Origin of the sequence: Actinoplanes sp. NPDC051346, from assembly GCF_040682215.1 — a bacterium.
GTDB lineage: Bacteria > Actinomycetota > Actinomycetes > Mycobacteriales > Micromonosporaceae > Actinoplanes.
In genome coordinates this window covers 1-24,868 of the sequence record NZ_JBFBAJ010000030.1, presented here as the reverse complement: position 1 = coordinate 24,868, position 24,868 = coordinate 1, and the positions used below count along the sequence as shown (strand labels likewise).

Annotated in this window: 24 protein-coding genes; 14 read left to right on the top strand and 10 right to left on the bottom strand. The window is 70.5% G+C overall.

Annotation, left to right across the window (positions count from 1 at the left end; genetic code table 11):
* Positions 1–19: 19 nt before the first annotated feature.
* On the bottom strand, positions 20–886 hold the full coding sequence (locus tag AB0M36_RS37335) for a metallophosphoesterase (RefSeq protein WP_364167467.1): 867 nt from the start codon (positions 884–886) through the stop codon (positions 20–22).
* Between the two features lie 214 nt (positions 887–1,100).
* Between AB0M36_RS37335 and AB0M36_RS37330 the strand changes: the two genes are divergently transcribed.
* From AB0M36_RS37330 to AB0M36_RS37305, 6 genes are all read left to right on the top strand, one after another.
* Entirely contained in the window at positions 1,101–1,703 is a 603-nt protein-coding gene (locus tag AB0M36_RS37330) for a sigma-70 family RNA polymerase sigma factor (protein ID WP_364167464.1), read from the top strand.
* A complete protein-coding gene (locus AB0M36_RS37325; RefSeq protein WP_364167461.1) occupies positions 1,703–3,799 on the top strand; it encodes an EAL domain-containing protein in 2,097 nt (698 codons plus the stop codon). The genes AB0M36_RS37330 and AB0M36_RS37325 overlap by 1 nt, the downstream gene beginning before the upstream one ends.
* Positions 3,796–4,611, top strand: a complete 816-nt coding sequence (locus tag AB0M36_RS37320) for an SAM-dependent methyltransferase (RefSeq protein WP_364167459.1) — start codon at positions 3,796–3,798, stop codon at positions 4,609–4,611. The genes AB0M36_RS37325 and AB0M36_RS37320 overlap by 4 nt, the downstream gene beginning before the upstream one ends.
* Before the next feature lie 111 nt (positions 4,612–4,722).
* Positions 4,723–5,247: an SRPBCC family protein gene (locus tag AB0M36_RS37315; RefSeq protein ID WP_364167456.1), complete on the top strand. Its 525-nt coding sequence runs from the start codon at positions 4,723–4,725 to the stop codon at positions 5,245–5,247.
* A gap of 63 nt (positions 5,248–5,310) precedes the next feature.
* Positions 5,311–5,724, top strand: coding sequence for an MmcQ/YjbR family DNA-binding protein (locus AB0M36_RS37310; RefSeq protein WP_364167453.1), 414 nt, complete (start codon positions 5,311–5,313; stop codon positions 5,722–5,724).
* A gap of 259 nt (positions 5,725–5,983) precedes the next feature.
* Positions 5,984–6,949 carry a hypothetical protein gene (locus AB0M36_RS37305; RefSeq protein WP_364167450.1) on the top strand — a complete coding sequence of 322 codons (966 nt, stop codon included), beginning with the start codon at positions 5,984–5,986 and terminating at the stop codon, positions 6,947–6,949.
* A gap of 369 nt (positions 6,950–7,318) precedes the next feature.
* On the opposite strand, the gene AB0M36_RS37300 is transcribed toward AB0M36_RS37305, so the two are convergent.
* Entirely contained in the window at positions 7,319–7,690 is a 372-nt protein-coding gene (locus tag AB0M36_RS37300) for a hypothetical protein (protein WP_364167448.1), read from the bottom strand.
* A 76-nt stretch (positions 7,691–7,766) separates the two neighbouring features.
* Between AB0M36_RS37300 and AB0M36_RS37295 the strand changes: the two genes are divergently transcribed.
* The 3 genes from AB0M36_RS37295 (at position 7,767) to AB0M36_RS37285 (ending at position 10,531) form a co-directional block, all read left to right on the top strand.
* Entirely contained in the window at positions 7,767–8,321 is a 555-nt protein-coding gene (locus AB0M36_RS37295; protein WP_364167445.1) for a hypothetical protein, read from the top strand.
* Positions 8,322–9,291: 970 nt separating this feature from the next.
* Positions 9,292–9,498, top strand: coding sequence for a hypothetical protein (locus AB0M36_RS37290; RefSeq protein WP_364167442.1), 207 nt, complete (start codon positions 9,292–9,294; stop codon positions 9,496–9,498).
* A gap of 250 nt (positions 9,499–9,748) precedes the next feature.
* Positions 9,749–10,531, top strand: coding sequence for an NUDIX domain-containing protein (locus AB0M36_RS37285; protein ID WP_364167439.1), 783 nt, complete (start codon positions 9,749–9,751; stop codon positions 10,529–10,531).
* Between the two features lie 100 nt (positions 10,532–10,631).
* On the opposite strand, the gene AB0M36_RS37280 is transcribed toward AB0M36_RS37285, so the two are convergent.
* The 3 genes from AB0M36_RS37280 to AB0M36_RS37270 all read right to left on the bottom strand — a co-directional run bounded on the left by AB0M36_RS37280 (position 10,632) and on the right by AB0M36_RS37270 (position 12,712).
* Positions 10,632–11,390, bottom strand: coding sequence for an LPXTG cell wall anchor domain-containing protein (locus AB0M36_RS37280; RefSeq protein ID WP_364167436.1), 759 nt, complete (start codon positions 11,388–11,390; stop codon positions 10,632–10,634).
* Between the two features lie 419 nt (positions 11,391–11,809).
* The gene (locus tag AB0M36_RS37275; RefSeq protein WP_364167434.1) at positions 11,810–12,232 is read right to left on the bottom strand and encodes a protealysin inhibitor emfourin; all 423 of its coding nucleotides are present in this window, start codon (positions 12,230–12,232) and stop codon (positions 11,810–11,812) included.
* A 66-nt stretch (positions 12,233–12,298) separates the two neighbouring features.
* Entirely contained in the window at positions 12,299–12,712 is a 414-nt protein-coding gene (locus tag AB0M36_RS37270) for an SSI family serine proteinase inhibitor (RefSeq protein ID WP_364167432.1), read from the bottom strand.
* A 556-nt stretch (positions 12,713–13,268) separates the two neighbouring features.
* On the opposite strand from AB0M36_RS37270, the gene AB0M36_RS37265 reads away from it, so the two are divergent.
* From AB0M36_RS37265 to AB0M36_RS37255, 3 genes are all read left to right on the top strand, one after another.
* Entirely contained in the window at positions 13,269–13,997 is a 729-nt protein-coding gene (locus AB0M36_RS37265) for a hypothetical protein (protein ID WP_364167429.1), read from the top strand.
* A gap of 17 nt (positions 13,998–14,014) precedes the next feature.
* Entirely contained in the window at positions 14,015–15,403 is a 1,389-nt protein-coding gene (locus AB0M36_RS37260) for a primary-amine oxidase (protein WP_364167426.1), read from the top strand.
* 77 nt (positions 15,404–15,480) lie between these two features.
* A complete protein-coding gene (locus AB0M36_RS37255; RefSeq protein WP_364167424.1) occupies positions 15,481–16,131 on the top strand; it encodes a DUF305 domain-containing protein in 651 nt (216 codons plus the stop codon).
* Here AB0M36_RS37255 and AB0M36_RS37250 read toward each other — a convergent pair.
* The 3 genes from AB0M36_RS37250 to AB0M36_RS37240 form a co-directional block, all read right to left on the bottom strand.
* Positions 16,123–16,968, bottom strand: a complete 846-nt coding sequence (locus AB0M36_RS37250; RefSeq protein WP_364167469.1) for an alpha/beta hydrolase — start codon at positions 16,966–16,968, stop codon at positions 16,123–16,125. The genes AB0M36_RS37255 and AB0M36_RS37250 overlap by 9 nt on opposite strands.
* Positions 16,969–17,037: 69 nt before the next feature.
* Positions 17,038–18,144 (bottom strand): acyltransferase, encoded by a 1,107-nt coding sequence (locus tag AB0M36_RS37245; RefSeq protein WP_364167421.1) that lies wholly within the window; start codon positions 18,142–18,144, stop codon positions 17,038–17,040.
* Positions 18,145–18,192: 48 nt separating this feature from the next.
* Positions 18,193–20,460, bottom strand: coding sequence for an EAL domain-containing protein (locus AB0M36_RS37240; protein WP_364167419.1), 2,268 nt, complete (start codon positions 20,458–20,460; stop codon positions 18,193–18,195).
* A gap of 118 nt (positions 20,461–20,578) precedes the next feature.
* Between AB0M36_RS37240 and AB0M36_RS37235 the strand changes: the two genes are divergently transcribed.
* Positions 20,579–21,424 carry a GDSL-type esterase/lipase family protein gene (locus AB0M36_RS37235; RefSeq protein ID WP_364167416.1) on the top strand — a complete coding sequence of 282 codons (846 nt, stop codon included), beginning with the start codon at positions 20,579–20,581 and terminating at the stop codon, positions 21,422–21,424.
* A gap of 12 nt (positions 21,425–21,436) precedes the next feature.
* On the opposite strand, the gene AB0M36_RS37230 is transcribed toward AB0M36_RS37235, so the two are convergent.
* Together AB0M36_RS37230 and AB0M36_RS37225 are read right to left on the bottom strand one after the other, a co-directional pair.
* On the bottom strand, positions 21,437–22,549 hold the full coding sequence (locus AB0M36_RS37230; RefSeq protein ID WP_364167413.1) for a substrate-binding domain-containing protein: 1,113 nt from the start codon (positions 22,547–22,549) through the stop codon (positions 21,437–21,439).
* A 130-nt stretch (positions 22,550–22,679) separates the two neighbouring features.
* Entirely contained in the window at positions 22,680–23,672 is a 993-nt protein-coding gene (locus tag AB0M36_RS37225) for a SemiSWEET transporter (RefSeq protein ID WP_364167410.1), read from the bottom strand.
* 159 nt (positions 23,673–23,831) lie between these two features.
* Between AB0M36_RS37225 and add the strand changes: the two genes are divergently transcribed.
* Entirely contained in the window at positions 23,832–24,797 is a 966-nt protein-coding gene (add, locus tag AB0M36_RS37220; RefSeq protein WP_364167407.1) for an adenosine deaminase, read from the top strand.
* The last annotated feature ends 71 nt before the right edge of the window (positions 24,798–24,868 follow it).

The following is a 24,868-nucleotide window of genomic DNA, read 5'->3' as shown; positions in this document are numbered from 1 at the left end:
CACGCCGGCGGCGCAGCCGTCACTGCCGTGGCGGAGGATCATCGCGGTCACGGTCTGCTCGACCGTCGCGCGGCTGGGGCACTGGGAGGGCTGCACCGGCGCGCTTGCCCCACTCGCGGGGGTATCCCAGCGACACCTCGTGGAACGGCACGCCGTCCTGCCAGGTCACGCGGGGGATGTGCAGGTGGCCGTACACCGCGGCCGCCGCCCGGAAACGGACGTGCCAGTCGGCGGTCAGCTCGGTGCCGCACCACTGGGCGAACTCGGGATACCACAGCACCTCGGTCGGATGACGGTGCAGCGGCCAATGGCTGACCAGCACGGTCGGCAGTGCCGGGTCCAACGCGGCCAGGCGCCGCTCGGTCGCGGCGACGCGGTCACGGCACCAAGACTCGCGATCCGGGTACGGATCCGGGTGCAACAGCTCCTCGTCGGTGCACACCACGCCGGTTCGGTACGCGTACGCCAGCGACTCCTCCTTCGTGGACGTACCCGGCGCGCGGAAGGTGTAGTCGTACAGCAGGAACAGCGGCGCGACGATCGCCGGGCCGCCCTCGCCGCGCCAGACGGCGTACTCGTCCTCCGGGGTACGGACTCCGAGGTCGCGGCACATCGCGACGAGCCGCTCGTAGCGCGCGACGCCGCGCAGCCGGACCGGGTCCTTCGCGTGCGTCCACAGCTCGTGGTTGCCCGGCGCCCAGATGACCTCGGCGAAGCGGGACCGCAGCTGCCGCAGGGTGGCCTCGATGCTGCCGAACACCTCGGCGACGTCTCCCGCCACGATCAGCCAGTCGTCCGCCGAGGTCGGCCGCAGACCGTCCACGAGCTGGCGGTTCTCCGCGTACGCGACGTGCAGGTCGCTGACGGCGTACAGGGTCCCCGGCACGGGCGCCTCCAGTCGTTCGATGTTCCTCGATCACGATCTTGCCAGCCCGGGACGGCGACTCCGCCGGCGCGGGCCCACTGTGGTGGAATCGAGTCGGAAAGAAGACAGCCGATGGGGGGACGGCGGAAAGAATCTCCGCTGTCGATGTCACGCCGGCGCCCTTTCACGGACCTAACTAGGGGGGAGCGACGGCCCTGGTGAATGGAGGCGATCGGTGGTCGAGGCGTACGACGTGGACAGGGCCGAGCCCGCGCCAGCGCGGCCGCTGATCCCGGACCCGCCGCCAGCGGCCGAGATCGAGGACTTCTTCCGGCGTTACTGGGCGGGCCTCGTGCGCAACCTCATGCGTGAGGGCGCCGACCGCTGGGAGGCGCAGGACGCGGTCGCCGAGGCGATCCGCGAGGCGCTGCGGCGCTGGTCCGAGTTGACCCACCCCGTTGCCTGGGTGCGCACCGCCGCCCGCTCGCACTGGCTCAAGCAGCGCCGGGCCATCGGTCGCGGCGACCTCGAGGTGCTGGTCGCCGACGTCACCGAGCTGAGCGAGGGGCGGGCCGACGATCCCGAGCTGGTCGCGTACGAGCTGGAGGAATGGTTCACCGGCGTGCTCGCCCAGCTCCCGCCCGCCCGCCGCGAGGCGCTTCAGCTCTCCGCGCAGGGTCTCACGCCCTCGGAGATCGCCGCCCGCGTCGGCAAGACGCCGGAAGCCGTCCGGACCGCGCTCAAGCTGGGCCGCAAGCAGGCCGTCGCGCTCTGGCGCGCCGTGCCCGGGCAGCGCCCAGGCCGGCGCCCGGGCGATCCGGACGGAGGCAGGAACTGATGGCGCGCCCCGGAGAACACGACGAACCGTCCGAGCACGAGGATCAGGCGCTCACCCACGCGATGATGCTCGCCGCGCTCAACGAGGTCCTCGCCGACTGCGGCTATCCGCCGGTCCCGGACGAGGAGGCGGAGCCGGTGCGCCTGCCGGCCGGCGATGCCGCCGACCGCCTCATCGAGGACGCCCGCCACCGGGCCGACGGGATCGTCGCCGCCGCCCTGGAGACCGCCGTGGAGTACACCGACGCGGCGCTGCACCGGGCCGCCCGGACCGTGCTCGTCGCCCGCCGCTCGGTCACCGGCGTGGTCACCGTGCCCGCGACGATCGACCTGGCGCCGATGCCCGCCGCCGCGGACGGGGAAGGCTCGGTCGGCGAGCGATGGCTGGCGGCCGTCCTCGCGGCCGGCGTCTACCTGCCCATCGAGGAGGATGCCGCGGCCCGGGCCCTCGACGGGTACGCCACCCGCCTGCACGACGCGGCGCACGCGGTGCCGGCCGACCTCGACGCGGCGTACCGGATCGGCGCCGAGGTCGTCACGCTCGGCATCGGTCGTCCCGAGGCGCTGCCGGCCACGATGAACGTCGTCTTCGACCACCTCGCCGAGGGGGAGATCCTCCGCCGCGGCGCCCGCCAGGTCGCGGGCGGCTTCGCCGCGGGGTTCGCCGCCGCGCTGCAGGCCGACACCCTCGCCCAGCAGGAGTCGCTGCACCGTGCCACCCAGCGGGCCGCGCGGGAGTTCCAGCTCGCACTGCAGACCAGCGAGGCCCGCTACCGCCGGCTGGCCGACTACGACCCGGTCACCGGCCTGGCCAGCAAGGGCCGGCTCGTGCAGCGCCTGCGGCAGGCCGCGCACGGCGACGACCCGGAGCGGCACACCGGCCTCTGCCTCGTCGAGCTCGGCGGCCACGCCGAGGTCGGGGAGCAGTTCGGCGCCCTCGCCGGCGACCGGGTGCTCGCCGAGGTGGCCCGCAGGCTGCAACGCGTGGTGCGCCATCCCGACTATCTGACCGCCCGTCACGGCCCGCACACCTTCGCGATCCTCGTGCAGGACAGCGGCGGGCTCGCGCACCTCGCCGACCTGGCGGAACAGCTCGTCGGCGCGCTCAGCGAGCCGATTCCGCTCCCGGACACCGGCCTGACCGTCCCCTTGCGGGCCCGCGTCGGCGTCGTCGACGTGCCCACCGGCGGTCTCGACGTCGGCCGGGTCCTCGTCGACGCGGAGATCGCCCTGCGCCGGGCGCGGGCCGCGACGACCGGCTGGGCGGTGCACGACGCTCGGACCACCGCCGGTGCCCGCGCCGGCGGGACGAGCGTCACCGGGCTGGTCACCGGCCCGGCGGCGTACCAGCCGATCGTGGCGCTCGGTTCCGGCCGGATCGCCGGCCTGCACACCCGGGCGACCTGGCGGCACCCGCACCTCGGCACGCTCGACCTCGCCCGGATCGGCCAGCTCACCGGGGACCGGGACACCACCACCCGGCTCGCCGGCAGCCTGCTGCACCAGGCCTGCCGGCAGGCGATGCAGTGGGACGGCGGCGAGAAGGGGCCGTTCATCGGCGTCGACCTGCCGATCCATCAGATCGGCTATCCGGAGGTCGCCGAGCTCGTGCAGGAGGCGCTCACCGTCAGCGGCCTGCGCCCCGGACGCCTGCACCTGCACCTGTCCGGCCTCGACGCGGTGCCGGCCGGGGCGCAGAGCCACGCCGTCCTGAGCGCGCTCGCCGCGCTGGGCGTGCGGCTCGTCCTCGACGATTTCGGTACGGGCACCGGCAGCCTGGCGTACCTGCGCGACCTGCCGGTGCACGGGCTGCGGACGCCCTCGAGCGTGCTGAGCACCACGACCGGCGGCGCCGACGCCGACCGTGACCTGCTGGGCGGCATGGCCCGGGTCGCGCATGCGCTCGGCCTCAGACTGACGGTGCACGGGGTCGACGACGATCGCCGCGCCGCCGCCCTCGTGGACACCGGCTGCGACGCCGCCCAGGGCCTGCGGTACGGCGCGCCCACGACCCCGCATCAGGTGGCGGCCCTGTTGCGCCGCAGCGGAAGGCTCGTGCCGGTCCCGGGCCGCGACAACGGATTGGTGGCCTCATGACAGACCACAGTGGAGTAGGCTTCCTCGGCATGGCGAACGCCGACACCGACCCCGCACACCGGCCGAGCAGCGCCCGCATCTACGACGCCCTGCTCGGCGGCAACCACAACTTCGCCGCCGATCGTGAGGCGGCCCAGCATCTGCTCGCGGCGATACCCGGCGCCGGCGAGATGGCCCGGGCCAACCGGGCCTTCCTGCACCGGGCCGTGCGATTCCTGCTCGACCGGGGCATCCGCCAGTTCCTCGACATCGGCAGCGGCATCCCGACCGTGGGCAACGTCCACGAGGTCGCCCAGCGGCAGGCCCCGGACACCCGCGTGGTGTATGTGGACATCGACCCGGTGGCGGTCGCCCACAGCAACGACATCCTCAAGGACAACCCGGCGGCGGTGGCGGTCCAGGCCGACATGCGCTTCCCCGAGGCGGTCCTCGAGCACCCCGACGTGCGGGCGCTGCTCGACCTCGGCCAGCCGGTCGGGCTGCTGCTCGTCGCCGTGTTGCACTTCGTGCCGGACGACGACGCCTACGCCGCGGTCGCCCGGCTGCGCGCCGCCCTGCCCCCCGGGTCCTACATCGTCATCTCCCACGGCGTGCTGGAGACCGTGACAGACGCGACCACCGAGCAGGTGGCCGCCCTCTACCGGCGCACCGACGTCTCCGCCGCCCACGGCCGTACCCGGGCCCAGATCCTCCGTTTCTTCGGCGACGCGGTCCTGGTGCCACCCGGGCTGGTCTGGGTGCACGAATGGCCGCAGGGCGGCGACGGCGAGCCGCATGGCACGGCGGTGGTGGCAGCGGTCGGCCAGGTGTGATGGCCCCGACTGACGAGGTTTGATCCTCCCGACTGACGAGGGGCAGCGGGCCGTCGCTCGATCGGGCATGATGAATCTCCGACGTGGCGGCCCGTGGAGGGGGACTCGGACGTGCGATACGCGGACGGACCGACGGTGCGCAGCGACGTGCACATCGCGGCGGGCCCGGCCCGGGTGTGGGAGCTGGTGACCGACATCGAGCTGCCCGCCCGATTCAGCCCGGAGCTGCAGCGCGTGCGGTGGCTGGACGGCGCGGACCGCCCGGCGGTGAATGCCCGGTTCGAGGGCCACAACCACGACGCGATGCTGGGCGACTGGCGGACCGTTTCCCATGTCGTCGACCTGGCCTCCCCGCGCGTCTTCGCCTGGGCCGTGGTCGACCCGGACGGCCGCTTCGGCGAGGGCCCGGCCGACCCGCGGGTCCCGCTGGCCACCTGGCGGTTCGACCTCGAGCCGGAGGCCGGCGGCACCCGGCTGCGGCACGGTGTCCGGATCGGCCCGGCACGATCCGGGCTCAGCCAGGTGATCGACCGCATGCCGGGGCAGGAGGAGGCGGTGATCCAGTTCCGGCTCGCCAGCCTGCTGGCCGGCATCGAGGAGACGCTCCGCGGCATCAAGGCCCTCGCCGAATCATGACCTCTCGAAACCTGCGACGAGCGAGCACCCGCGGCGCTCGCCGGTGGCCGGTACTGTCGGCGCATGTCCGCCCCTGGAGACGTGCCACCGGAGATCCTGGACCGGCTCCGACCGATCTGCCGGAGCCTGCCGGAGACGCATGAGGAGCCGGCCTGGATCGGCGTTCGCTGGCGGATCCGCAACCGGACATTCGCCCATGTCTACACGGCGGACCCCGACCGTAATCTGGTCTACCCCCGGCATATGGCTGCCGGCGATCCGCCGACCTTGATGACATTTCGCGTACCCGCCGACGACCTTCTCGGCCTGACCGGCAGCGGCTTCCCGTTCTTCCGCGCCGGCTGGGGCCGCAACGTCGCCGGCGCCTTTCTCGGCGGCCACACCGACTGGACCGAGATCGCCGAGCTCTTGACCGACAGCTACCGCGAGATGGCCCCGAAGTTCCTCGTCGCCCGAGTCACTTCCCCGCCGAAGTAGCCGACCCGCAACCCGCACGACGAGTCGGAATGGCTCGCCATCCGGGATCAGCGGCTCCGCGCTTCGCCAGCGGCAGAACAGTGCGCGATCTCACAGACACCCCGGTTCCGCGATCCTGTCGCCTGGCGCCGGCGTCCGCCGGCTGCCGATGGCCTCGTACATCTCGATGAAGATCGATTTCAGGTCGCAGGCGGCCCCCCGCTCTTGCGTTCCGGGCGCTACTGTGTCGCGGCTGATCTTGATTGAGGATAGGACGACGTTGAGCGAGTACCCGGCCGGCCGGCCAGACGACGAACAGCCCCACACCAGCGGCGGGTCACCGTCCGGCGCCCCCGACAACCAGCCTCCATCGGGCCTGCCCGAGTCCGGCTGGACCGGCGGTTCGGTTGCGCCCGGCTACGGCGCGGCCCCCCAGCCCGGCTGGTACGCCAGCCCGGACGACCCCCTGGTGAGCCCCAACTTCGGCGGCTGGTGGACGAGGGCTTTCGCCCTCTTGTCGGCCGCCTGGCGCCCGATGGCCGTGGTCCAGCTGTTCTGGGCCCTCCCCCTGGTCCTCCTCGACGTCTTCATCATCCTCGCGCCCGTGGAGACCGAGACGGGTACCAACGGCGAGTTCACTGGCGGTCTCCTCGTGGCGCTGCTGATTTCTCTCGGTACTGACCTGGTCGCGATGCTGCTGAGCTTCGTCACCCTGCTCGCCACCGTCCAGATCCTCGTGCAGCGGGCCACCGACCAGCCGGTCTCGGTACGCGAGGCGCTGATGACCGGCCTTCGCCGTGCCCCCGCGATGCTCGGTTGGGGCTTGCTGTCCGGCCTGCTCATCATGGTGGGCCTGCTGTTCTGCATCCTGCCCGGCCTCTACGTGGCGTTGGCGATGTCGGTACTCCCGGTTGTCGTCCTGCTGGAACGCGGCAACGGCATCGGTCGCGCCTTCGAGCTGTTCCACGCCAACTTCGGCGCGGCGATCGGCCGGGTGGCCACGACCGCCGGCGTCATGCTGGCATTCACCCTGGCGGGCGGCGCCTTGGTCCTTGGCCTGCAGCCCACGGACGCCCTCAGCGGCGACGACGTGACCGTAGGAGTGGCCCTCACCACCGCGATCATCTCGACGACCGTCTCGATCATCTCGAATGTCGTGGTGTCTCCGCTGCTGCTCACCGCATACGCCGACATGCGCGCCCGGCACGAGCCGTTCTCCACGGCATACCTGCGCCCCGCCTCCTGAATGAGGGTTGTCTACTGGTGGTTCCGACCGCAGCCCGGCAAGGCTAGGTCGAGGTGATCGGCGGAACGCTCTGATGGCGGCTGTCCACCGCGGTTTGGTGTGACTCTCATGTGGCATGCGTCCCGCCGGTCACCGCGGCGCGGAGAGCTTCAAGGGGATATGCCCCAGCTCGATGCATGTGCTGGCGGGTTCCCGGGGAGCGGTTCTACCGGCGCCTGAGCGCACGGCGGATGCGTTACGTGACGAGGGATATCGGGCGGTTGCGCTGTTCGGGTTGGCGTCACGGTGACGGCAACCCGAGCGGCCGGCCGGGGTATCACCGGATGGCCGGAGGCATCGTCGAGCAGCGTGCCGCCAGGGCCACCTGCCTCATGGTGCGGATGCGTCCGCCAAGGCGGCCGCTTTGCCGTCGGCATAGTCGGCCATGGCCGCCGGATCGCGGTCGTAGTAGTCGTTCCAGAAGTTCGGCCGATGCCAACTGCGGGGCGCCAGGCGGAGCGATCCGTCGCCGGTCATGGTCGCTGACCAGCATGCCGGAAGGTGCCCGTCGACGGTCTCGAACATCTCCGGATCCCAGATCGTGCCGGGATCGTCACCGTCGTCGTCGATGATTCGGACGTAGTAGACGTCGGTGAAGTACGCGATCTCCAGCACGGGATACACCGCGCCGACGCGGACGCCCGGGTAGGTATCCACCGGATCGCCGAACGGGTTGATGATTCTGACGCACCGCACGAGCACCGCGAAAGTCTACGGGTATCGCGGCTGACGATCGCCGGCCCGTGGGCCGTGCCCTCGCTCGGCTACGGTGGCGGCCATGAGCGAGCCCGGGACCGAGCCCCGAGTCTTTGCCAACCGGTTTGCGGATGCTGTGGGACCGTCGGAAGGCCGGCCGGATCGTGATCGCTGCCGATGCGTCGGATACTCGGACGCGACCCGACCGGCGAGCGTGCGTTTCCACACCGACCGGCAGGACACCGACAGTTCGGGGTGGCGACGTCTGCTCGACCTGATTGATCAGGCGGCGACCGACGGCAGCACGGTGTTCAAGCCCTTCGTCGAACTCAGCGCCGCTGAGCGTCGGCAGATCATCACCCTGCCGCCGACCATAGCGAAGCTGACCCAGGTCAAACATCTGGTCCTGTACGGCACCAACCTGGTGCGGCTGCCTCCTGAGATCGGCGCGATGGCAAGCCTTGAACGCTTCGAGCCGTACACGTCGCACCGGCTGCACTGGTATCCCTATGAACTGACCAGAATCGGCGCTCCACCAGGCTTGGATCTCTCTGGCCGTGGCCACCGATGTGCTTCCTCTGCTCGTGAACGCCCGCTCTCGGGAATGTCTGGCGACATTGCCTTCACCTGCGCCTAACTACATTCCGGCACCGCACACCGGCGGCGCGGATCTCCACCAACCGGCCAGCCGCCAGTGAAGCACGCCGACGGAACCCGCCCTGTCTCGCGTCCGACGAGCGTCGTCAGCCCTGAATCTGGCGCACGGCCGCCCTGGCATCAGGATCTCCGGCGTCGTCGCGGGAGGCGAAATACGCCGCGGCGGTTGGGCGTCGATGTTGCGTCTAGCCTGGTCGAATGACCGACGTTCCGCCTTGGGAAGACTATTCGCGAGATCGGCTGCGAGCGGGCATGGCCTACCCGGTCGGCCGAGACTTTGTCGAACGCTGCTTGCGGGATGCTGCCGCGGTGGTCGGATCGCTGAGCTTCGTCGGCGGGACTTCAGATCCCCGGAAAGCGCCGGAGAGACTTCTTCTCCTCGATCTCCACTGGTTCGGCGATGCGAAGAGTGGCTACGTGACGAATCCGGACCGGACGAGGGCGAGCTACTTGTTGATGCGACTTTGGGCGGTGCCGTCGATCCGACGGACTGACGTGGGTCAGCTTCTCGGGGACGGGCTACCCATCGCATGCCAGTGGGCTGCAACGGCGATGACTCGAGGAACCGCTTGGTCGGCATCGCGGCACGTCTTCACACTTCACGCTGGACCGAAGGGCCTTCTCGTCGATGAGACCTGACGGTTGACCGGTGCCAGTAACCGTGGCGTCGTCGAGGGAGGCGGAAACACGCCCTTGATCCGCATCTTGATGTCCCTGCCCTGGCCCGTATCTACATGCGCTGACCTGGGGCTACACGGGTTTCAGCAGGCCTCCGCGGTGCTTTCCGCGGTCCTCCTGGGGCCCCGGCGGGCCCGTTGTCAACGCTTGGCGTAACGGTTCGGTGAAACGCTGAATGAATGGTTGCCGCCGTCCACAGATTGCGTGGATCCTTCCGGACTGGGCGAACTGCCCGCTTCCCTTGTGGAGTCCTCTACTGAAAGGCCCGTCCTGTGAACGCTTCGACCCGCCCGATCTGGCTCGCGTTGATGATCTTCTTCAGCCTCGTCGTCGGTGCTGCGGCCGGCATCCTCACTCGTGCAGGCGGTGACGGTCTGCCTGTCGCTGTGCTGACGGGCGGCGCATCCTTCGGCGGGACGCTGCTCCTGCTCATGGCCGTGTTTCAGTTCACGGCAGCCGACATCAAGATCCGCAAGTAGGTGCTTTGCCGACGAGGGGCGGGTCGCCTGCCCCTCCGCGACGGCCCCTCGGAGGCAGGATCTCTGGCGTCGTCGAGGAAGGCAGAAGCACTCCACTCCGTCGCGGGTGGGGACCCGCTGAGACGAACTGTTGCCCGTTGGCAACCGCCCTGGGAGGGGTCTACTGGCACGGGAAGGGCACGTGCATCCTCCTGCCGCACCTATTCGCGAAACCGGCGTGTGAGGAGGTTCGCGAGGATAACGTCGGGCTGTGCCGGACACCGCACTGCCCCAGCCGCCGCGGGAGTCAAGGAGGGCTCTCGCAGGCAAAATCACGCTTGCCTTGCTGGTGGCCGCCGCCCTGATGGCTGTGCTCTGTGCTGCTGCCATGATCCTGCCGTGGTGGTTCGCCTTCAGGGAGGAGCAGCAGTGGGAGGACGAGTGCAACGCCGGTCTGCACGGGTGTGATCCGCTCCCGACGCGGAGCACGACTTGGGCGCCTTCGAGCCCGGGATACTCCCCGTCGCGGACGGCGGTGCCGTCGACGGAGGCAGGATCTCTGGCCTCGTCGAGGGAGGCAGGAACAGGCCCCTGCCGCCTGATCAGGCCGTACGCTGCGTCGGTGCTGAGACCCCAGAAGGTTGTCGCCTACGTCGTTCGAGACGGTCGGCTTCTCGTGTTCCTCCACGCTGACGATGCCAGCTTTGATCAATCCGGGCTTCAGGTGCCTGCCGGCACCGTGCGAGCCGGTGAGCTGCCCGAAGCGGCCGTGTTGCGTGAGGTGGTCGAAGAGACTGGCTTGGAAGGGCTGCGGGTGGAGCGTTACCTCGGGGCGAGCGAGTACGACATGCGGCCGTACGCCGACGCCATTCACGTCCGGCACTTCTATCACCTCTCGATCGATTTGCCGGAGGTCCCTGAGCGCTGGTACACGGAGGAGCGCGGGGAGGGCGGCAGCGCGCCAATCCGATTCGAGTGCTACTGGTTGCCGGTCGCCGAGGGCCACGTGCTCGCCGCTGGCCAGTCAGCCCTCCTCGGGCGACTCTTCGACTGAACGAGCCAGCGCTGCGGTGGCGGGAATCCGCGATCCCGACCGGATCTATGACAGCACGACGCCGGCCACCGAGGTGGCCGGCGTCGTCGGGGGATTCGGCTTAGCTGTTGTCGGTCGTCTCGGCGGAGAAGACCAGCGCGTTCCGGCGCCGGCGGGCGACCAGGAGGATGATGCCGCCCACCACGAGGGCCGCGCCGGTCAGTGCGATGCCGGGCACCGCCGCGCCGGTGAGGGGCAGGCTGGCGGATTCGCCGCCGGTGGTCTTGCCGCCCGTGTCGGAGCCGCCGGTGCCGCCGTCGGAGCCGCCGGTGCCGTCGGAGCCGCCGGTGCCGTCGTCGGAGCCGCCGTTCGTGTCGCCGGTCGGGGTGGGGGATGCCGACGACTTGGATACCGACGGGGTCGGTTTCGGTGTCTGACCGCCGCTGGTGGCCGGGCAGGTGTGGGTGAGGTTGAACTTGGCCGCCGTGCCGGTGATGACCGCGGTCGCGCCGGTCAGTGTCCATCCCGCTGGGGTGGTGATCCAGGCCTTGCTCGCGCCCTTGTTCGTCACGACAGCGCCGCCGTCGGCCGGGATTGTCAGCGTTCCGTTCGCGCCGAACGTCGCCGTGACCGAGACGAAGTCGCCTACCGTCTTCTTGTTGCCGGGAAGGACGAAGACCCACACGTCCTTGCCCTGGTGCGGTCCGCCGCCGAAGTTGTCGTCGCAGTCGTGCGTCGCGTACCCGGAGGCGGTGGTGGGCACGTTGCCGGGGTTGACGGTGACCGTCGTGTCGGCCAGTGCGGGCGACGCCGTGCCCAGCCCCAGCAAGGCAGTCGCCCCGGCCGCGACCGTGAGCCTAGCCAGCAGTTTCATCCCCATCGTGCGATCCCTCCTAAGTGCCCGTCCGGGCGCCCCGAGGGGTGATCCGACCAGATCACGACCCGTGAGGACGACTGGTGGTTCGGGTGGTCTGCGAGGAGGAACCGGTCTCGTCCGCGGACGAACGGATAGACATTCTCGAGACGCTGATTTTGGTGTAACGCGTGCCCGCAGGGTTGAGTCGCTCTCGCTCAAGAAGTGCGGCGAAGAGCCGGCGGAAAGCCTCGAATGCCGGCATGGTCGGCGGGTCGGGCATGCTGCCCAAGTAGGACATGACGCAGACGTGCGAGTACGGCTCCTGAATCGGTCAGGCACATGGGGCGAGGCTGGCCGGCCGCGTCACGCTCTGCCGGTGAAGCTCGGGTAGGGCAGGGGAATGCGGCGCGACCCATGGGGTCGCGCCGCGTCAGGGGAGGGCGTCACATGGCCGTCGGCGGCTCGCCGGCCAAGATGACCATGTCAATGACCTCGAGCAGCACCGGCGGCGTGCCCTCGACGTCGTCCATCGTGACGACGGTCTTGCGGGCGCCGCTGGTGTACTGGGTTACGACCTGGTAGGTGAAGCGGTCGCAGCAGGGGTTCTCCGGCAGGTATTCCGGGGCCAGTCGACGGAACTGAGGCTGTGCCGCCAGGTCGAGCGCCCGCTCGGCCCGACGGTCGTCGGTGGCCTGGTCGACCAGGAAGTATTCGGTGCGTCCGGCGAAGCCGCCGCTGCGTGTCACGCTGATCGACTGGGTTGCGGGGAGGGTGGCGGCGGCTGCCGGGTTGGCGGCGAGAAGGGCCAGGACGGCGGCGGTGATAACGGCAAGAGTGCGGAAGATTGCAGCGGTCGTGCGGTTCATCGAAAATCATCCTTCTGTCTGACGTGAAATGCTCTGGACCCCCGTGAATCGCATCGGAGGTGGTTCTCAGAAGTTGAACACGTCGCCAGTGGCGTTGAGCAGGATGCAATGGTTCGAGAACGTCGCGCGATAGGCGACTGGCTCTCCTTGCCAGGTGCCGACGGCAAATGCGGTGACCGGCTGGTATTCCTTTGTGCAGATGCCGCCACTGTCGTTGAGCGCCGACAGGTCGCCGTCGACCGCGCGGAGGTCGGCGCAGGCCGCCGCCGCGGCGGGGTGGGCGCCGCCGGCCGGGCCGCATTCCAGGCTGGTGATCCGCGGTGGGAGAGCGCTCTGCGTGGCTGGAACGACCGCGAGGACAAGGGAGCTGTTGGACGGCGGCGGCGCCGGTGCGGCAGCGGCCGGTGAGCCGGCGCTGAGCAGTAGGGCCGCGGTCGACACCGACGCGGCCAGCAGGCCGGCGTGGTGCATGGGAGTCATTGCTCCTCCTTGTGGGAAGGATGACGAATGTCGGTGGTCTCTCTTGTGGAGGACGCGCGCCGGGTCGATGCCGCGAGTGGACATTCGTCTCGAGTGGATTCGCCTCCACCGTAATTCGGGGAAGTGCGTATCGTCAAATCGATCACTTTATAATTGACTATTGAATTGCGACGTTAAACACTGCCGGTAACGCGTCACCCGCCTTGACCGGCCCGAGTTCAAAAAACCGTAACAAGAGCTCGATTTGGATTGTGGCGGCGCCATCTACCCGATGGGGGTGATCGGGCATGCTGCCGGGGCGCGGCGGGTTCCCGCTCGGGCTCCGACCGTGCCTGAGCGGTGCTCACCCACTCGCGGACCCCCGGCAGTACCTGAGCGCTTGGCGTCTCCTGTGCCGCCGGGCCGCGAGTGGCCTGCGTCGATACGATCATGGACGCGCGGAGAGTGACCTACCACACACCGTGTTTCGACTTTCATGATCATCTACCTCACCTCGTCCTTACACATCGACCGCAATGATCAGGTCGAACCGCTGACGAGGGGGAGGAAACCGACAGTGGGGCAATCCCGAAAATGGACCTGGGGACTGGGCATCGCGAGCGTGACCGCGGTGACCGCCTTTGGGGTGGCGTCGTGGCAGGCGAATGCCGCACCGGCGCCAACGCCGCCGACCGTGGCGGACGAGCAGCCGAGAGTATCCGACCCGAACCCTGGGCCGGCGCCCGCGACGGGCTTCGGCCGTGACGCGCTGACCGCGGGGGAGGTCGACAAGGCCCGCAAGGTGGCGGTGACGCCGCAGCTGGCCTCGGGTGCCGAGGACGTGACCGGGGCGGTCGGTCCCGAATACCTGTCCGCCCAGGTCGTCGCCGAGGGCGAAGGGCGTCGGGCCGAGTTGTACTACTACGACTACAAGGCCGACAAGGTCGTCAAGCAGGTCGTGGACCTGGCGAGCGGCACGCTCGCCGGCTCGTACTCGGCCGCCGGGGTGCAGCCGCCGGCGTCCAAGCGTGAGGCCGCCACCGGCCTGGACCTGCTGCTGGCGAACCCGCTCGCGGCCGAGCTGAAGAGCGCTTACCAGAAGACGACCGGCAAGCCGTTCGCGGGCAAGGATGACGTCACCGTCACCGCGCACGTCTACAAGGCGAAGCCCGCCGACAACCGCAACAAGCAGTGCGGCAAGAGCCGCTGCCTGCAACTCATCGTGGAGACCAAGGACGGCTCCTTCATCGATGTGAACCAGCTCGTCATCGATCTCTCCGGGCGCACGGTCGCCCGCCTGGCGTAGACGGAGAACCGGTCAGCATGATGTTCCGAACAACAGCCGGCGCCGCCGCGCTGGTGACCATCGCCTCGCTGGGCCTCGCGGCGACGCCCGCGGCCGCCAAGGCACCACCGCCGCCCGCGCAGTGCGCGGCGTCCTCGACGGTCAAGGAGACCCTGCCGAACGGCACCACCTGGCAGCTCTGCTGGCGCATGGAGGCGCAGGCCGGGCTCGTCCTGGAGAAGGTCTTCGTCTCCTCCAAGCGCTACCCGCAGCCGATGCAGGTGCTGGACTCGATCCGGCTCGCCCAGCTCAACGTGCCGTACGACTCGGGCGACACCGAGTACAACGACATCACCGACTACGGATTCGGTGGCGGGTTCCTCAAGACCCTCGCGGGCGAGGACTGCAAGGGCGGCTCGGCTCGGGAAGGCTTCGACGGCGGCGCCGAACCTCAGCGCCGCAAGGTGCTGTGCGTCAGCGCGGAGGCCACCGGGCTGGCCTACCGGCTGAACGACTACGAGGGCGAGCAGGAGAAGACCTACTCGAAGCAGGGCCACGACCTGGTGCTGCGGACGGTCGCCAAGGTCGGCTGGTACGAGTACGTCACCGAGTACCGCCTGCACGACGACGGTCAGATCTCGGCCCGCCTGGGCGCGACCGGTGACCTGTCGCCCGGCAACTACGTCAAGTCCGACCAGGGCTGGCCGATCGGCAAGGGCGCCCGCGACTTCTCCGAGATGCACTACCACAGCGCCTTCTGGCGGGTGGACATGAACATCGACGGCAAGGGCGGCGAGAAGGTCGAGCAGTTCGACACCAAGCTCGACGGCCGGGGCTCGATGACCGCGAAGCTGAAGACGACCAAGACGGCGATCGCCAAGGAGGGCAGCTTCAGCAAGGTGAACCGTCGCTGGTGGCGGTTGGTGAGCCCGACCAGCAAGAACAAGGACGGCCACCTGCGGTCGTACGAGCTGGCCACGGGTGTCGACGACCGTTACGAGGCGCACCCGGAGACCACGCCCGACGTGACGTTCACCGAGAACAACGCCTGCGAGAAGTACGCCACGGGCAACAACGACCCGCAGTGTGCGACCAAGAAGACCATTCTGGACTTCGCCAAGGACAAGCAGAACCTCAAGAACCCCGTGATGTGGGTGCGGGTGGGCTTCCACCACGTCCCGCGTGACGAGGACCAGAGCCCGATGCCGTTGCACTGGCAGGGCTTCGACCTGGTGCCGCGGGACTTCACCGAGATGAACCCGCTCACCCCCGACGCCCGCGGCGGCGTCAACGGGGAGCCCGGCGGCGGGCAGCCCGGCGGCGGTGAGCCCAGCGGTGAGCCCAGCGGCGCGCCGTCCCCGAGCGCGCCGTCCCCCAGCGCGCCGTCCAGCAGCGGGCGGCCCAGCGGCGGACCGTCCGGCGCCTGATCACCCGGCAACTGATCACCCGGTCCGGCCCGGTCACCACGACCGGGCCGGACCGCACCCCGCAGGAGGAGACCCGCGTGGCTCTACGTCGTCTCGCCGCCGTGCTCGTGCTGGCGGCCACCGCCGTCGTCGTGCTGACCTTCACCGTGTTCGGCGACAGGGAGCAGGACGCGGGCCGCGGGGAACCGGTCGCGGGCCGGGCGGATTCCGCCGGGCGAGGCGGGGGACCCGCCGGCCGGCCGGTCGCCGCGGTCCCGGTCGCCGCGCCGACGAGCGCGGACCTGAACTACGCGCTGATGATGGTCGTCCACCACGAGCAGGCCGTGCGCATGAGCCGCGCGCTGGTCGCCAAGCCCGGCGTGCCGGAGCGGGTACGGCTGATCGCCGACTTCATCGTCCGGGACCAGCAGCGCGAGATCGACGAGACGAACGCCTGGCTGACCGCCTGGGGCCACCAGCCCGCCAGGCACGAGCACGGCGCCGCCCCGGGCACGCACGGCATGCTCACCGAGGCCCAGCTCCGCGGCCTGGACGCCGCGCCGACGGCCGACGCCGCGCCGATGTTCCTGCGCCTCATGATCGAACACCACAGCGGTGCCATCACCGCGTCCCGGTCGCTCCTCGACGGTGGTGGCCGCAACGTCTACATCCGCGGCCTGGCCAAACACGTGATCAACGAGCAGTCCGCCGAGAACGACGCCATGCGCGCCCTGCTGCCGTCAGAGTGATCCCGTTCGCAGCCACCGGTGGGTCGCCACTATTTCCTCGCGCGGGTTCCCGGGTAGGTGGCCGCCGCCCGCCGTCTCCACAACGGTCGCTGTCGGAATGGCCTCCGCCAGGAATCGTCCGTGCGCCACGGGGCATGACGTATCCGCGTCACCGTACGTAAGGAGAACTGGCGCCTCGATGTCCGCGAGGTCGAAGCCCCAGGCACGGACGAACGCGAGTGTGTCGTCGACCGCTCCACCGACGCCGTGACGGGCCTGCTCGGTGATGATGAGCCGGAAGGCGGACACCACCTCCGGACGGCGGAGAAAGTCGACATCGCCGGTCGGCGCACCCTCTCCCAGTAGCGCGCCGGGATCGTCGGCGATTCGCTTCTCCATCAGCTGCTGGGCCAGCGCCATCTCCCGGAACAGGACCTCCTCGCCGGCTTCCGCCCACGTCAGCTCGGCCGCGATCTCCGGCTCCATGCCCGACAACCATTGGGTACGCGTCAGGCCACCGGCACCGAGCGGGGCGAGCGAGGACTGGCACGCGACACGCTCCACCCGCCCCGCGAGCAGAGCACCGCACGCCAACGCGTGGGGGCCGCCGCCGGATCCGCCCACGACGGAGAACCGGTCGAGCCCCAGGGCATCGGCCACAGCGCGTACGTCATGAGCCTCGTCCGCTACTGTCCGGCCGCGATGCCGACCGGACCGGCCGTATCCGGCCCGATCGGTGGTGATGTAGCGGACGCCCGCCTCAGCGTAGACAGAGTCGTCCGGCCAACGGCTCAGGCGACATCCCGGCGTCCCGTGCAGACCGATGACGGGATACCCGGTCCGGTCTCCGCCGTCCACCCAGGCCAGAACGCGGTCCTCATCGGTAACCAGTGATCCTTCCACGGCCGGAGTATGCCAGCCGGGTCGTCAGCGTGGCAGCGGCCGGGCGAGGTGGCGGCGCAGCAGCCGGGCGGCGGGGCGTTCGGCGTACCGATGGAGCAACCAGGCGGCGACCATCACCACGGCGACCACCGTGGCCAGGATGGCGTAACGGGGCAGGAACGGGTGCAGGGCCGCGATCAGCGTCCAGCCGATGTACTCGTGCAGCAGATACAGCGGGTACGTCAGCGCGCCCGCCACGGTGAGCCAGCGCCCCCGGACGCGGGAGAGCCCCCCGGCCGCCACCACCGCCATCACCGCGAAGATCCCGGCGACGACGATCAGCGCCGGCAGCAGCGGCAGGGGGCGGCCGAGCACGTCGCGGGCCACGTGCCGCACCTGCTCGGCGACCTGGTGCTGGGCCAGGAGGAAGGCGGCCCCGGCGAGCGCCCACAGTGTCGCGTGGCCGCCGCAACGGTGGACGAGGTACAGCGCGATGCCGGCGACGAAGTACGGCGCGTGTTCCGGCATGACGACCACGGTCAGCGCCGGCGCGTCCACCTGCGTGGCCACGGCCGACGCGATCAGCCAGCCGTAGCCGAAGAGCGTGGCGGTGCGCACGGTCAGCCCTCGCCAGACCAGGAGCGCGAACAGCAGGTAGAAGCGGGCCTCCACCCACAACGTCCAGTACACGGCGTCGACGGACCGCACGCCCATCGGCACCTGCAACATGGTCAGGTTGACCAGCAGGTCACCGGCGCCGACCGGGTGGCGGACCAGCGGCCACAGGCTCAGCACGGCGAAGGTGAGCAGCGCCGCCGCCCAGTACGCCGGGTACAGCCGGATCACCCGCGAGCGCAGGAAGTCGCCCGGAGTGCGGTCCCACGCGCTGAGGCAGATCACGAAGCCGCTGATCACGAAGAACAACTGGACGCCGAGCCAGCCGTACGACGCGGGCAGGTAGAGCCACGGGAACGCCTGGTCCGCGGCGACACCCCACGGCGGTACGGCGCTTCGGTCGTACGCGACGAAGTGATAGCCGACCACCATGAGCGCGGCGACCAGCCGCAGTCCGTCGAGCGCCTCGATCCGGTGGCGGGGCCGTGGCGCGGCGGTGGCGGTGGTCCGGCGTTGCAGCGGGGTGAGGACGGCCATGAAGACACAACCGGCGGTCGGCGCCGGCGGCAACGGCCGGGACGGGGTTCAGACAGCGGCGAGGGCCGCGGTCCGGCGCAGCAACGCGTCGAATTCTCCGGCGGGCAGCGGCTTGCTGAACAGATAACCCTGGATCGCCGGGCACTCGACGGCCCGCAGCGCCTGCCAGTCCGCCTCGTCCTCGACGCCCTCGGCGACCGCCGTCATGCTCAGCGAGCGGGCCAGCCACAGCACGGCCGAGATGATCGAGGACTTGCGGACGTCGTCGGCGAGGCCCTCGACGAACGAGCGGTCCAGCTTCACCACGTCCGCCGGCACGGACTGCAGCCAGGTCAGCGAGCTGTAGCCGGTGCCGAAGTCGTCCAGGGCGATGCGTACGCCCAGAGCCTTGATGGCGCTCAGCCGCTCCCGCAGGTCGACCGAGGTGGCCAGCAGCGCGGTCTCGGTGATCTCCAGGATCAGCCGGTGCGGCGCCAGCGTCGGCACGCGGGTCAGCAGTTCGGCGAGCATGGGTACGAAACCGGGCTCGGAGAGCTGCCGGGGGCTCACGTTGACCGACACGTAGCCGAGGTCGTCCTGCCACAGCAGCAGGTGTCGCAGCGCGGAGACCAGCACGTGCTCGCCGAGCGGTACGACCAGGCCGGTCTCCTCGGCGGCGGCGATGAAGTGCCCGGGGGCGAGGATCTGGCCCTCCGGCGTGCGCATCCGCACGAGCGCCTCGGCGCCCAGGATCCGTCCGTCGCAGGCGGAGACGATCGGCTGGAACCACACCGGCAGGGTGACGTCGCGGTCGCCGTCGAGCGCCTGCCGGAGCCGGGACTCGGCGCGGAGTCGTTCCTGGACGTTGACCCGCATCTTGTCGCTGAAGACCTCGAGGCGGTTGCCGCCGGCGCGCTTGGCCGCGTACATCGCGGTGTCGGCGGCCCGGACGCCCTGCTCCGCCTGTCCGGGGCCCGCCGCCATGGCCAGGCCGATGCTGGCGGCGAGTTGCAGGCGCCCGTCGGCGACGGTGAGCGGCGCGGCGATCGAGGCCAGGACGGCCTCGCCGATCCGGACGCCGAACTCCACCGGCGCGGGCAGCGCGACCACGAACTCGTCGCCGCCGAGCCGTGCCACCAGGGCGTTCCCGGGCACGCAGCTCTGGATCCGGGCGGCGAGGGCGCAGAGCACGGCGTCGCCGCTGGAGTGTCCGGCGCCGTCGTTGATCGACTTGAACCGGTCGACGTCGAGGTAGAGCAGGCAGACCGGTTCCGGGCGCGCGGCGAGCAGTTCCGCCAGGTCGTGCTCGAACGCCGAGCGCGACAGCAGGCCGGTGAGGGAGTCGTGGCGCACCTGGCGGCGCAGCTCGGCCTCGTGCTCGCGGGCGCGGGTCACGTCGATGCAGTGCACGAAGACGAGCCGCAGCCTGCCCTGCGCGTCGCGCAGCGCGGTGCTGTGGATCTCCACCCAGATGAGCGCGCCGTCGGTGCAGCGCTGGAACTGCCGGGTCACGGTGACCGGCTCGGTCGCGGTGGAGAGCCGCTCGAAGAGTGTGAAGTCCTCGCTGTCGACGGGCCGCAGCGGCAGTTCGAGCACCGTGAGCGCGGCGGGCAGGTCGTCGGGCAGGCCCAACCAGCTCCGGTACGCCGCGTTGGTGCGCAGCAGCCGCCCGTCCGGCGCGAGCATCGCCATGGGCACCGGCGTCTCGTCGAAGGCGAGGCCGAGCTCCTCCTGGCTGGCGTCGAGGCTCTCCTGCGCCCGGCGTTCCTCGGCCTCCGTGAGGCGCCAGGCGACGACCTGGAACGCCGCGGCGAACAGCACCGCCACCCCGTGCAGGACCGCCCAGAGCAACGGGTGCGCGTACGCGCTGTCGTGGTCGTACGTGCGGTGGCTGACGGCGGCGCCGAACACCGCGTGGTGCAGCGTGGTGAAGAGCAGGAAGATGCCGAACGGCGCCCAGTCGCGGTAGAGGGCCAGCGCGGCGACGGCGATGAAGAACGTGAAGTGCGACTCGGTGAGCCCGTGCGACATCGCGACGAACCCGCCGCAGGCGACGGTGAATCCGAGCGCTACGAAGATCGAGGGCAGCCGCTTCGGCGGCAGGACGACCGCGAGGACGACGCAGGGCAGGACCAGCAGGACGCTGATCAGCCAGGACTGGTCCAGGCCCGTACCCAGGGCCCCGAAGACGGTGAGCGCAACCACGCACGCGGCGAGCAGCGCCGTGAGCAGCCGGTGTCGGCGTGCCCAATCCTCGTCTCGGAGGCCGCCTCCGGTGGGGATCCAGCTGCGCATCACGTCCGGGATGATCGGGTCGGGCGGCGTCGGCTTGAGCATTTGTCGCGGACCGGTGGCGCCGAGGTTGCCGGCCGGGGGAAACGGACAAAGGCCGGCAATCGTGGTGATGGCTTAGAGTGCAGGTGTCATCGCCCTTAGCGATCATTCGGGAGAATCGGTGCGTCACCGCCGCCACGTCGTCATCCTGGCCCTGCTCGGCGTGTTCGCCCTGGCCTGCGAGGGCGGGGCGGACGCCGGTCCCGCCCCCACCGGAGAGCCGCGGCCCGGGCGGCCGTCGTCGATGGCGGCGCTCGGCGACTCCATCACGGCCGGCCTCGCCAGCTGCGCCGTCTACGTCGCCTGCTCCCGCAACTCCTGGTCCACCGGGGGAGCGGACGCGGTCGACAGCCACTACCGGCGGCTGAAGGAGGCGAACCCCGCGATCAAGGGCCGGGCCCGGAACTTCGCCGTTCCCGGTGCCCGAGTGGCGGAGCTACCCGCTCAGGCCGCCTCGGCGGCCGACGCCGGGTCGGCGTACGTGACCGTTCTCGTCGGCGCCAACGACGTCTGCACCGGCGGCATCGACGACATGACCCCGGTACACACGTTCCGGGCGCATCTCGACAAGGCCCTCGGACGGCTGAAGAAGGGTCTGCCGGAGTCCAGGATCCTCGTGGCCAGCATTCCGGACGTGTACCGGCTGTGGGAGCTGGGCCATGACGACGCGAACGCGGTCCGTGCCTGGAACCGTGGCGTATGCCCGGCCATGCTGGCGAACGCCACCTCGACGGCCGACGCGGACGACGACCGCCGGCGGCGGGTGCGGGAACGCATCGACGCCTACAACGACGAGCTCGCCCGGGCCTGCGAAAGCTACGGCCGGCGGTGCCGCTGGGACGGCGGTGCGGCCCACGGAGTGCGATTCTCGTTGGACCTGGTCAGCAAGGCCGACTACTTCCATCCGAATGTGGCGGGCCAGAACCGGCTCGCGGACGTCACCTATCCGGGACGTTTCACCTGGTGACGGTGGCGGGTCCTACTTGATCCCGTTCTGTTCGCACAGCTTGGCGAAGCGGCCGGCGCAGAGGACCTTCTTGGTGACGAAGCCGTCCTTGACGACGTCGCCCACGTTGTTTTTGAAGATCGGCTTGGGGTCGCCCAGCACCGCCGGGACCCAGGCGCCGGACTCGGGGTCCTTCACGCGCTCGACCACCTCGGCGGGCTGGCCCTTGAACAGGTTGATCGCGAGCTTCGCCGCCGCGTCCGCCTCTTCCTTGATCGGCTTGTAGACCGTCATGCACTGGTCGCCGTCGAGGATGTTCTGCAGACCTTCCACGGTGGCGTCCTGCCCGGTCACCGGCACCTTGCCGTTCTTCTTGCGCTCGCGCAGCACCTCGATCGCCGCGTTGCCCAGGCCGTCGTTGGCGGCCAGGACCCCGTCGATGTCGTTGCCGAACTGGTTGAGCATCTCGATGAAGATCGAGCGGCCCGTCTTGTTGTCCCACTTGTCGACGGACTGGTCCGGGCCCTTGAGGTAGCTGCCGTCGTCGTACTTCGGCTGCAGCACCGAGTCGTAACCGTTCCTGAACAGGGTGGCGTTGTTGTCCTCCGGCGCACCGTTCAGGTAGGCGATGCGGGGCGGATCGGTCCGCTTGCCGGCCGCGGCCAGGCACTGGATCAGTCCCTTGCCCTGCAGCTCGCCGACCTTCTCGTTGTCGAAGCTCACGTAGTAGCTGGCGCCGCCGTTGATGGTGAGCCGGTCGTAGTCGATCGTCTTCACGCCGGCCGCGCGCGCCTTCTCGAGCACGTACTGGCCGCTGGCCTGGCTGAGGTTCGCGATGAGCAGCACGGTGACGCCGTCGGCGATCATCCGGTCGCCGATGCGCTGGAAGTTCGCCTCGTCCCCGCGGGCGTTCTCGATCTCGACCGGCACGCTCGCGGCGTCGAAGGCGGCCTTGAGCAGCTTCGGATCGTCGGTGCCCCAGCGCTGTGAGCTCGCCGTGTCGGGCAGGATCACACCCACCTTGCCCGTGCCGTCACCCCCGCGGATCTTGACTCCGGCCTTCGTGCCGTCGTCGTCGGTGCAGGCGGAGAGCCCGCTCATGGTCAGCAACGCGGCCGTCGCAAGGGCCAGCAGGTTCCGGCGCACGTCTTAACCTCCAGGAGCGGAAAACGCGGCAAGATTAGCAGTGCGACGGACAAGAAGCTTAATTCCCCGGATGGCTTCGAGCCGGAAGTACCGTCGGTCGATGCGCCGTTCGGCCCCCGCGGCGATCGCCTCAGGCGAGGGCGGCCCGGGCGAGGTTGCGGGCCGGGATCCGCTCCTGGCCGTCGCGAGCGGGCCGGACGACCCTTCCCGTACGGGCGGGGCCGCTGACCGGGCGGGGCGAGCGGGTCACGGCCGCGGCGGGACGCACGGCGCGCGCCGACGTCGGCCGCACGACCGGTGCCGGCACCAGACGCGGCAGAACAGCGGTGGTAACGGCGGGGCGGACGACCCGGGCCGTGCCACGGGCGGGACGGACGACCGGCGCCACGCCCCGGGCGATCACGGTCGCCACGGCGGTCACGCTGGTCACGGCGGTCACGCTGGTCACGGCGGTCACGGCGGTCACACTGGGCACGGTGGTGGTGGCGGCGGGAGCCGGGCGGTTGGCTGGCAGCAGTACCCAGCAGACGGTCAGCGCGCCGGCCAGGCCCGCCGTGGCCGACAGCCAGACGGCCGGCTGGGCGGTGGCGAGGCCGTAGGCCATCCAGCAGGCGCAGGTGGTCGCGGCCAGCCGCCAGCGCAGCGGGGACAGCCCGCTGACGTCCTGCGTACGGTCGCGCAGCAGCGACAGCGGCTGCGGGACGGCCGACAGGACGGCGGCCACGGCCAGCACCGTGCCGAGGAAGGCGGCCACGTCGGCGCTGTCGGTGTCGGTGAGGAACGCCACCGCGAGGCTGCCCAGGGCGGTCGTCAGCACGCCAGCCGCGCCGGCGGCGCTGAGCATCAGCTTGCGTCCGTCGCGCAGGTCGCCGTGGCGGACGAGCACGACGACGAGGACGGCCAGCCCGGCCGTGCCGGTCACCGTGTTCGTCACCACCTGCACCGCCTCGCCGGTCAGCAACCCGTAGGAGATCCAGCCGGCGGGCATCGCCGCGCTCATCCAGCAGCTCGTCGCGTTGAGGCCGCCGGTGCGGCGCTGGACGCAGGAGCGCCAGACCTGGGGCCAGGGGAGGGTCATGGACAGTGCGGCGCCGAGCCAGCCGAGCATTGCGGTGGAGAACATGATCCGTTTCCGGTAGCGGTGGTCAGAAAGGCCGCCGGATTCCGGTGGCCTCTCGCCTCATCGGCCCGCCCGCCGGCCGGCCTGACAAGATCGACTGGTGAGGGGAGACACGGACGGAAACCACCGTTTCGCACCCGAGAGCTTGGAGGATGACGGGCGATGTTGCCGCTGATCGATCTGCACCGACACCTGGAGGGCTCGATCCGCTCCAGCACCTTTCTCGACATCGCGCGGCGTGACGGGCACCCGTTCGCGCGGGTGGCGCGACCCCGGGACGAGTTGGTGGCGCGGGGGGCGATGGGCGGGCTGCTGCCGTACCTCGCGAAGGTGGACGACCGGATCGGGGTGATCGCGGCGCTCGACGACTGGCGGCGGGTGGCGCGCGAGGCCGTCGAGGACGCCTTCAACGACGGGCTCGACTACGTGGAGTTCCGGTTCAGCCCCTACTTCATCCGGCAGCAGACTCAGCTGGCGCCGGAGGCGGTCGCCGACGCGGTCGCCGAGGGCGTCGCGGCCGGCTCGGAGGTGACCGGGCTTCCGGTCGGACTCATCGCCACGATCCTTCGTGACCTGGGCCCCGAGGCGGCCGTCGAGCAGGTGTCGAGCTTCCTGAGCCGTCGGGAGCTGTTCTGCGGGGTCGACCTGGCCGGCAACGAGGCCGGGTACGCTGCCGACCTCTTCCGCCCCGCCTTCCAGGCGGTCCGCGACGCCGGGCTGCACATCACGGTGCACGCCGGGGAGGCCGCCGGACCGGAGAGCGTCCGTGCCGCCGTGCGCGACCTGGGCGCCGAGCGGATCGGGCACGGGGTGCGGTCGGCGGAGGACCCCGCGCTGATGGCCGAGCTGGCCGACGCGGGAGTCACCCTGGAAGTCGCCCTCACCAGCAACACGCAGACCGGTGCCGCTCCCGGGTATCGGGAGCACCAGATCCACGCGCTCCTGGCGGCGGGAGTGCCGGTCACCCTCAACACCGACAACCCGCGGGTCAGTGACGTCACCCTGTCCCAGGAACACGCCCTGGCCCGTCACGCCACGGGGCTGACCGAGTCACAGCTGCGGACGGTCGCCGAGCAGTCGGTGACGGCGGCTTTCACCGACTTGAGGAATCCGGGGCCGCGAACCTGACTGCAACCGTTGTGCGCCCGTTGTGCACTCGGCGGGGCGGCGTGGGGCCCGAAGAGGATGGCATGACGGAC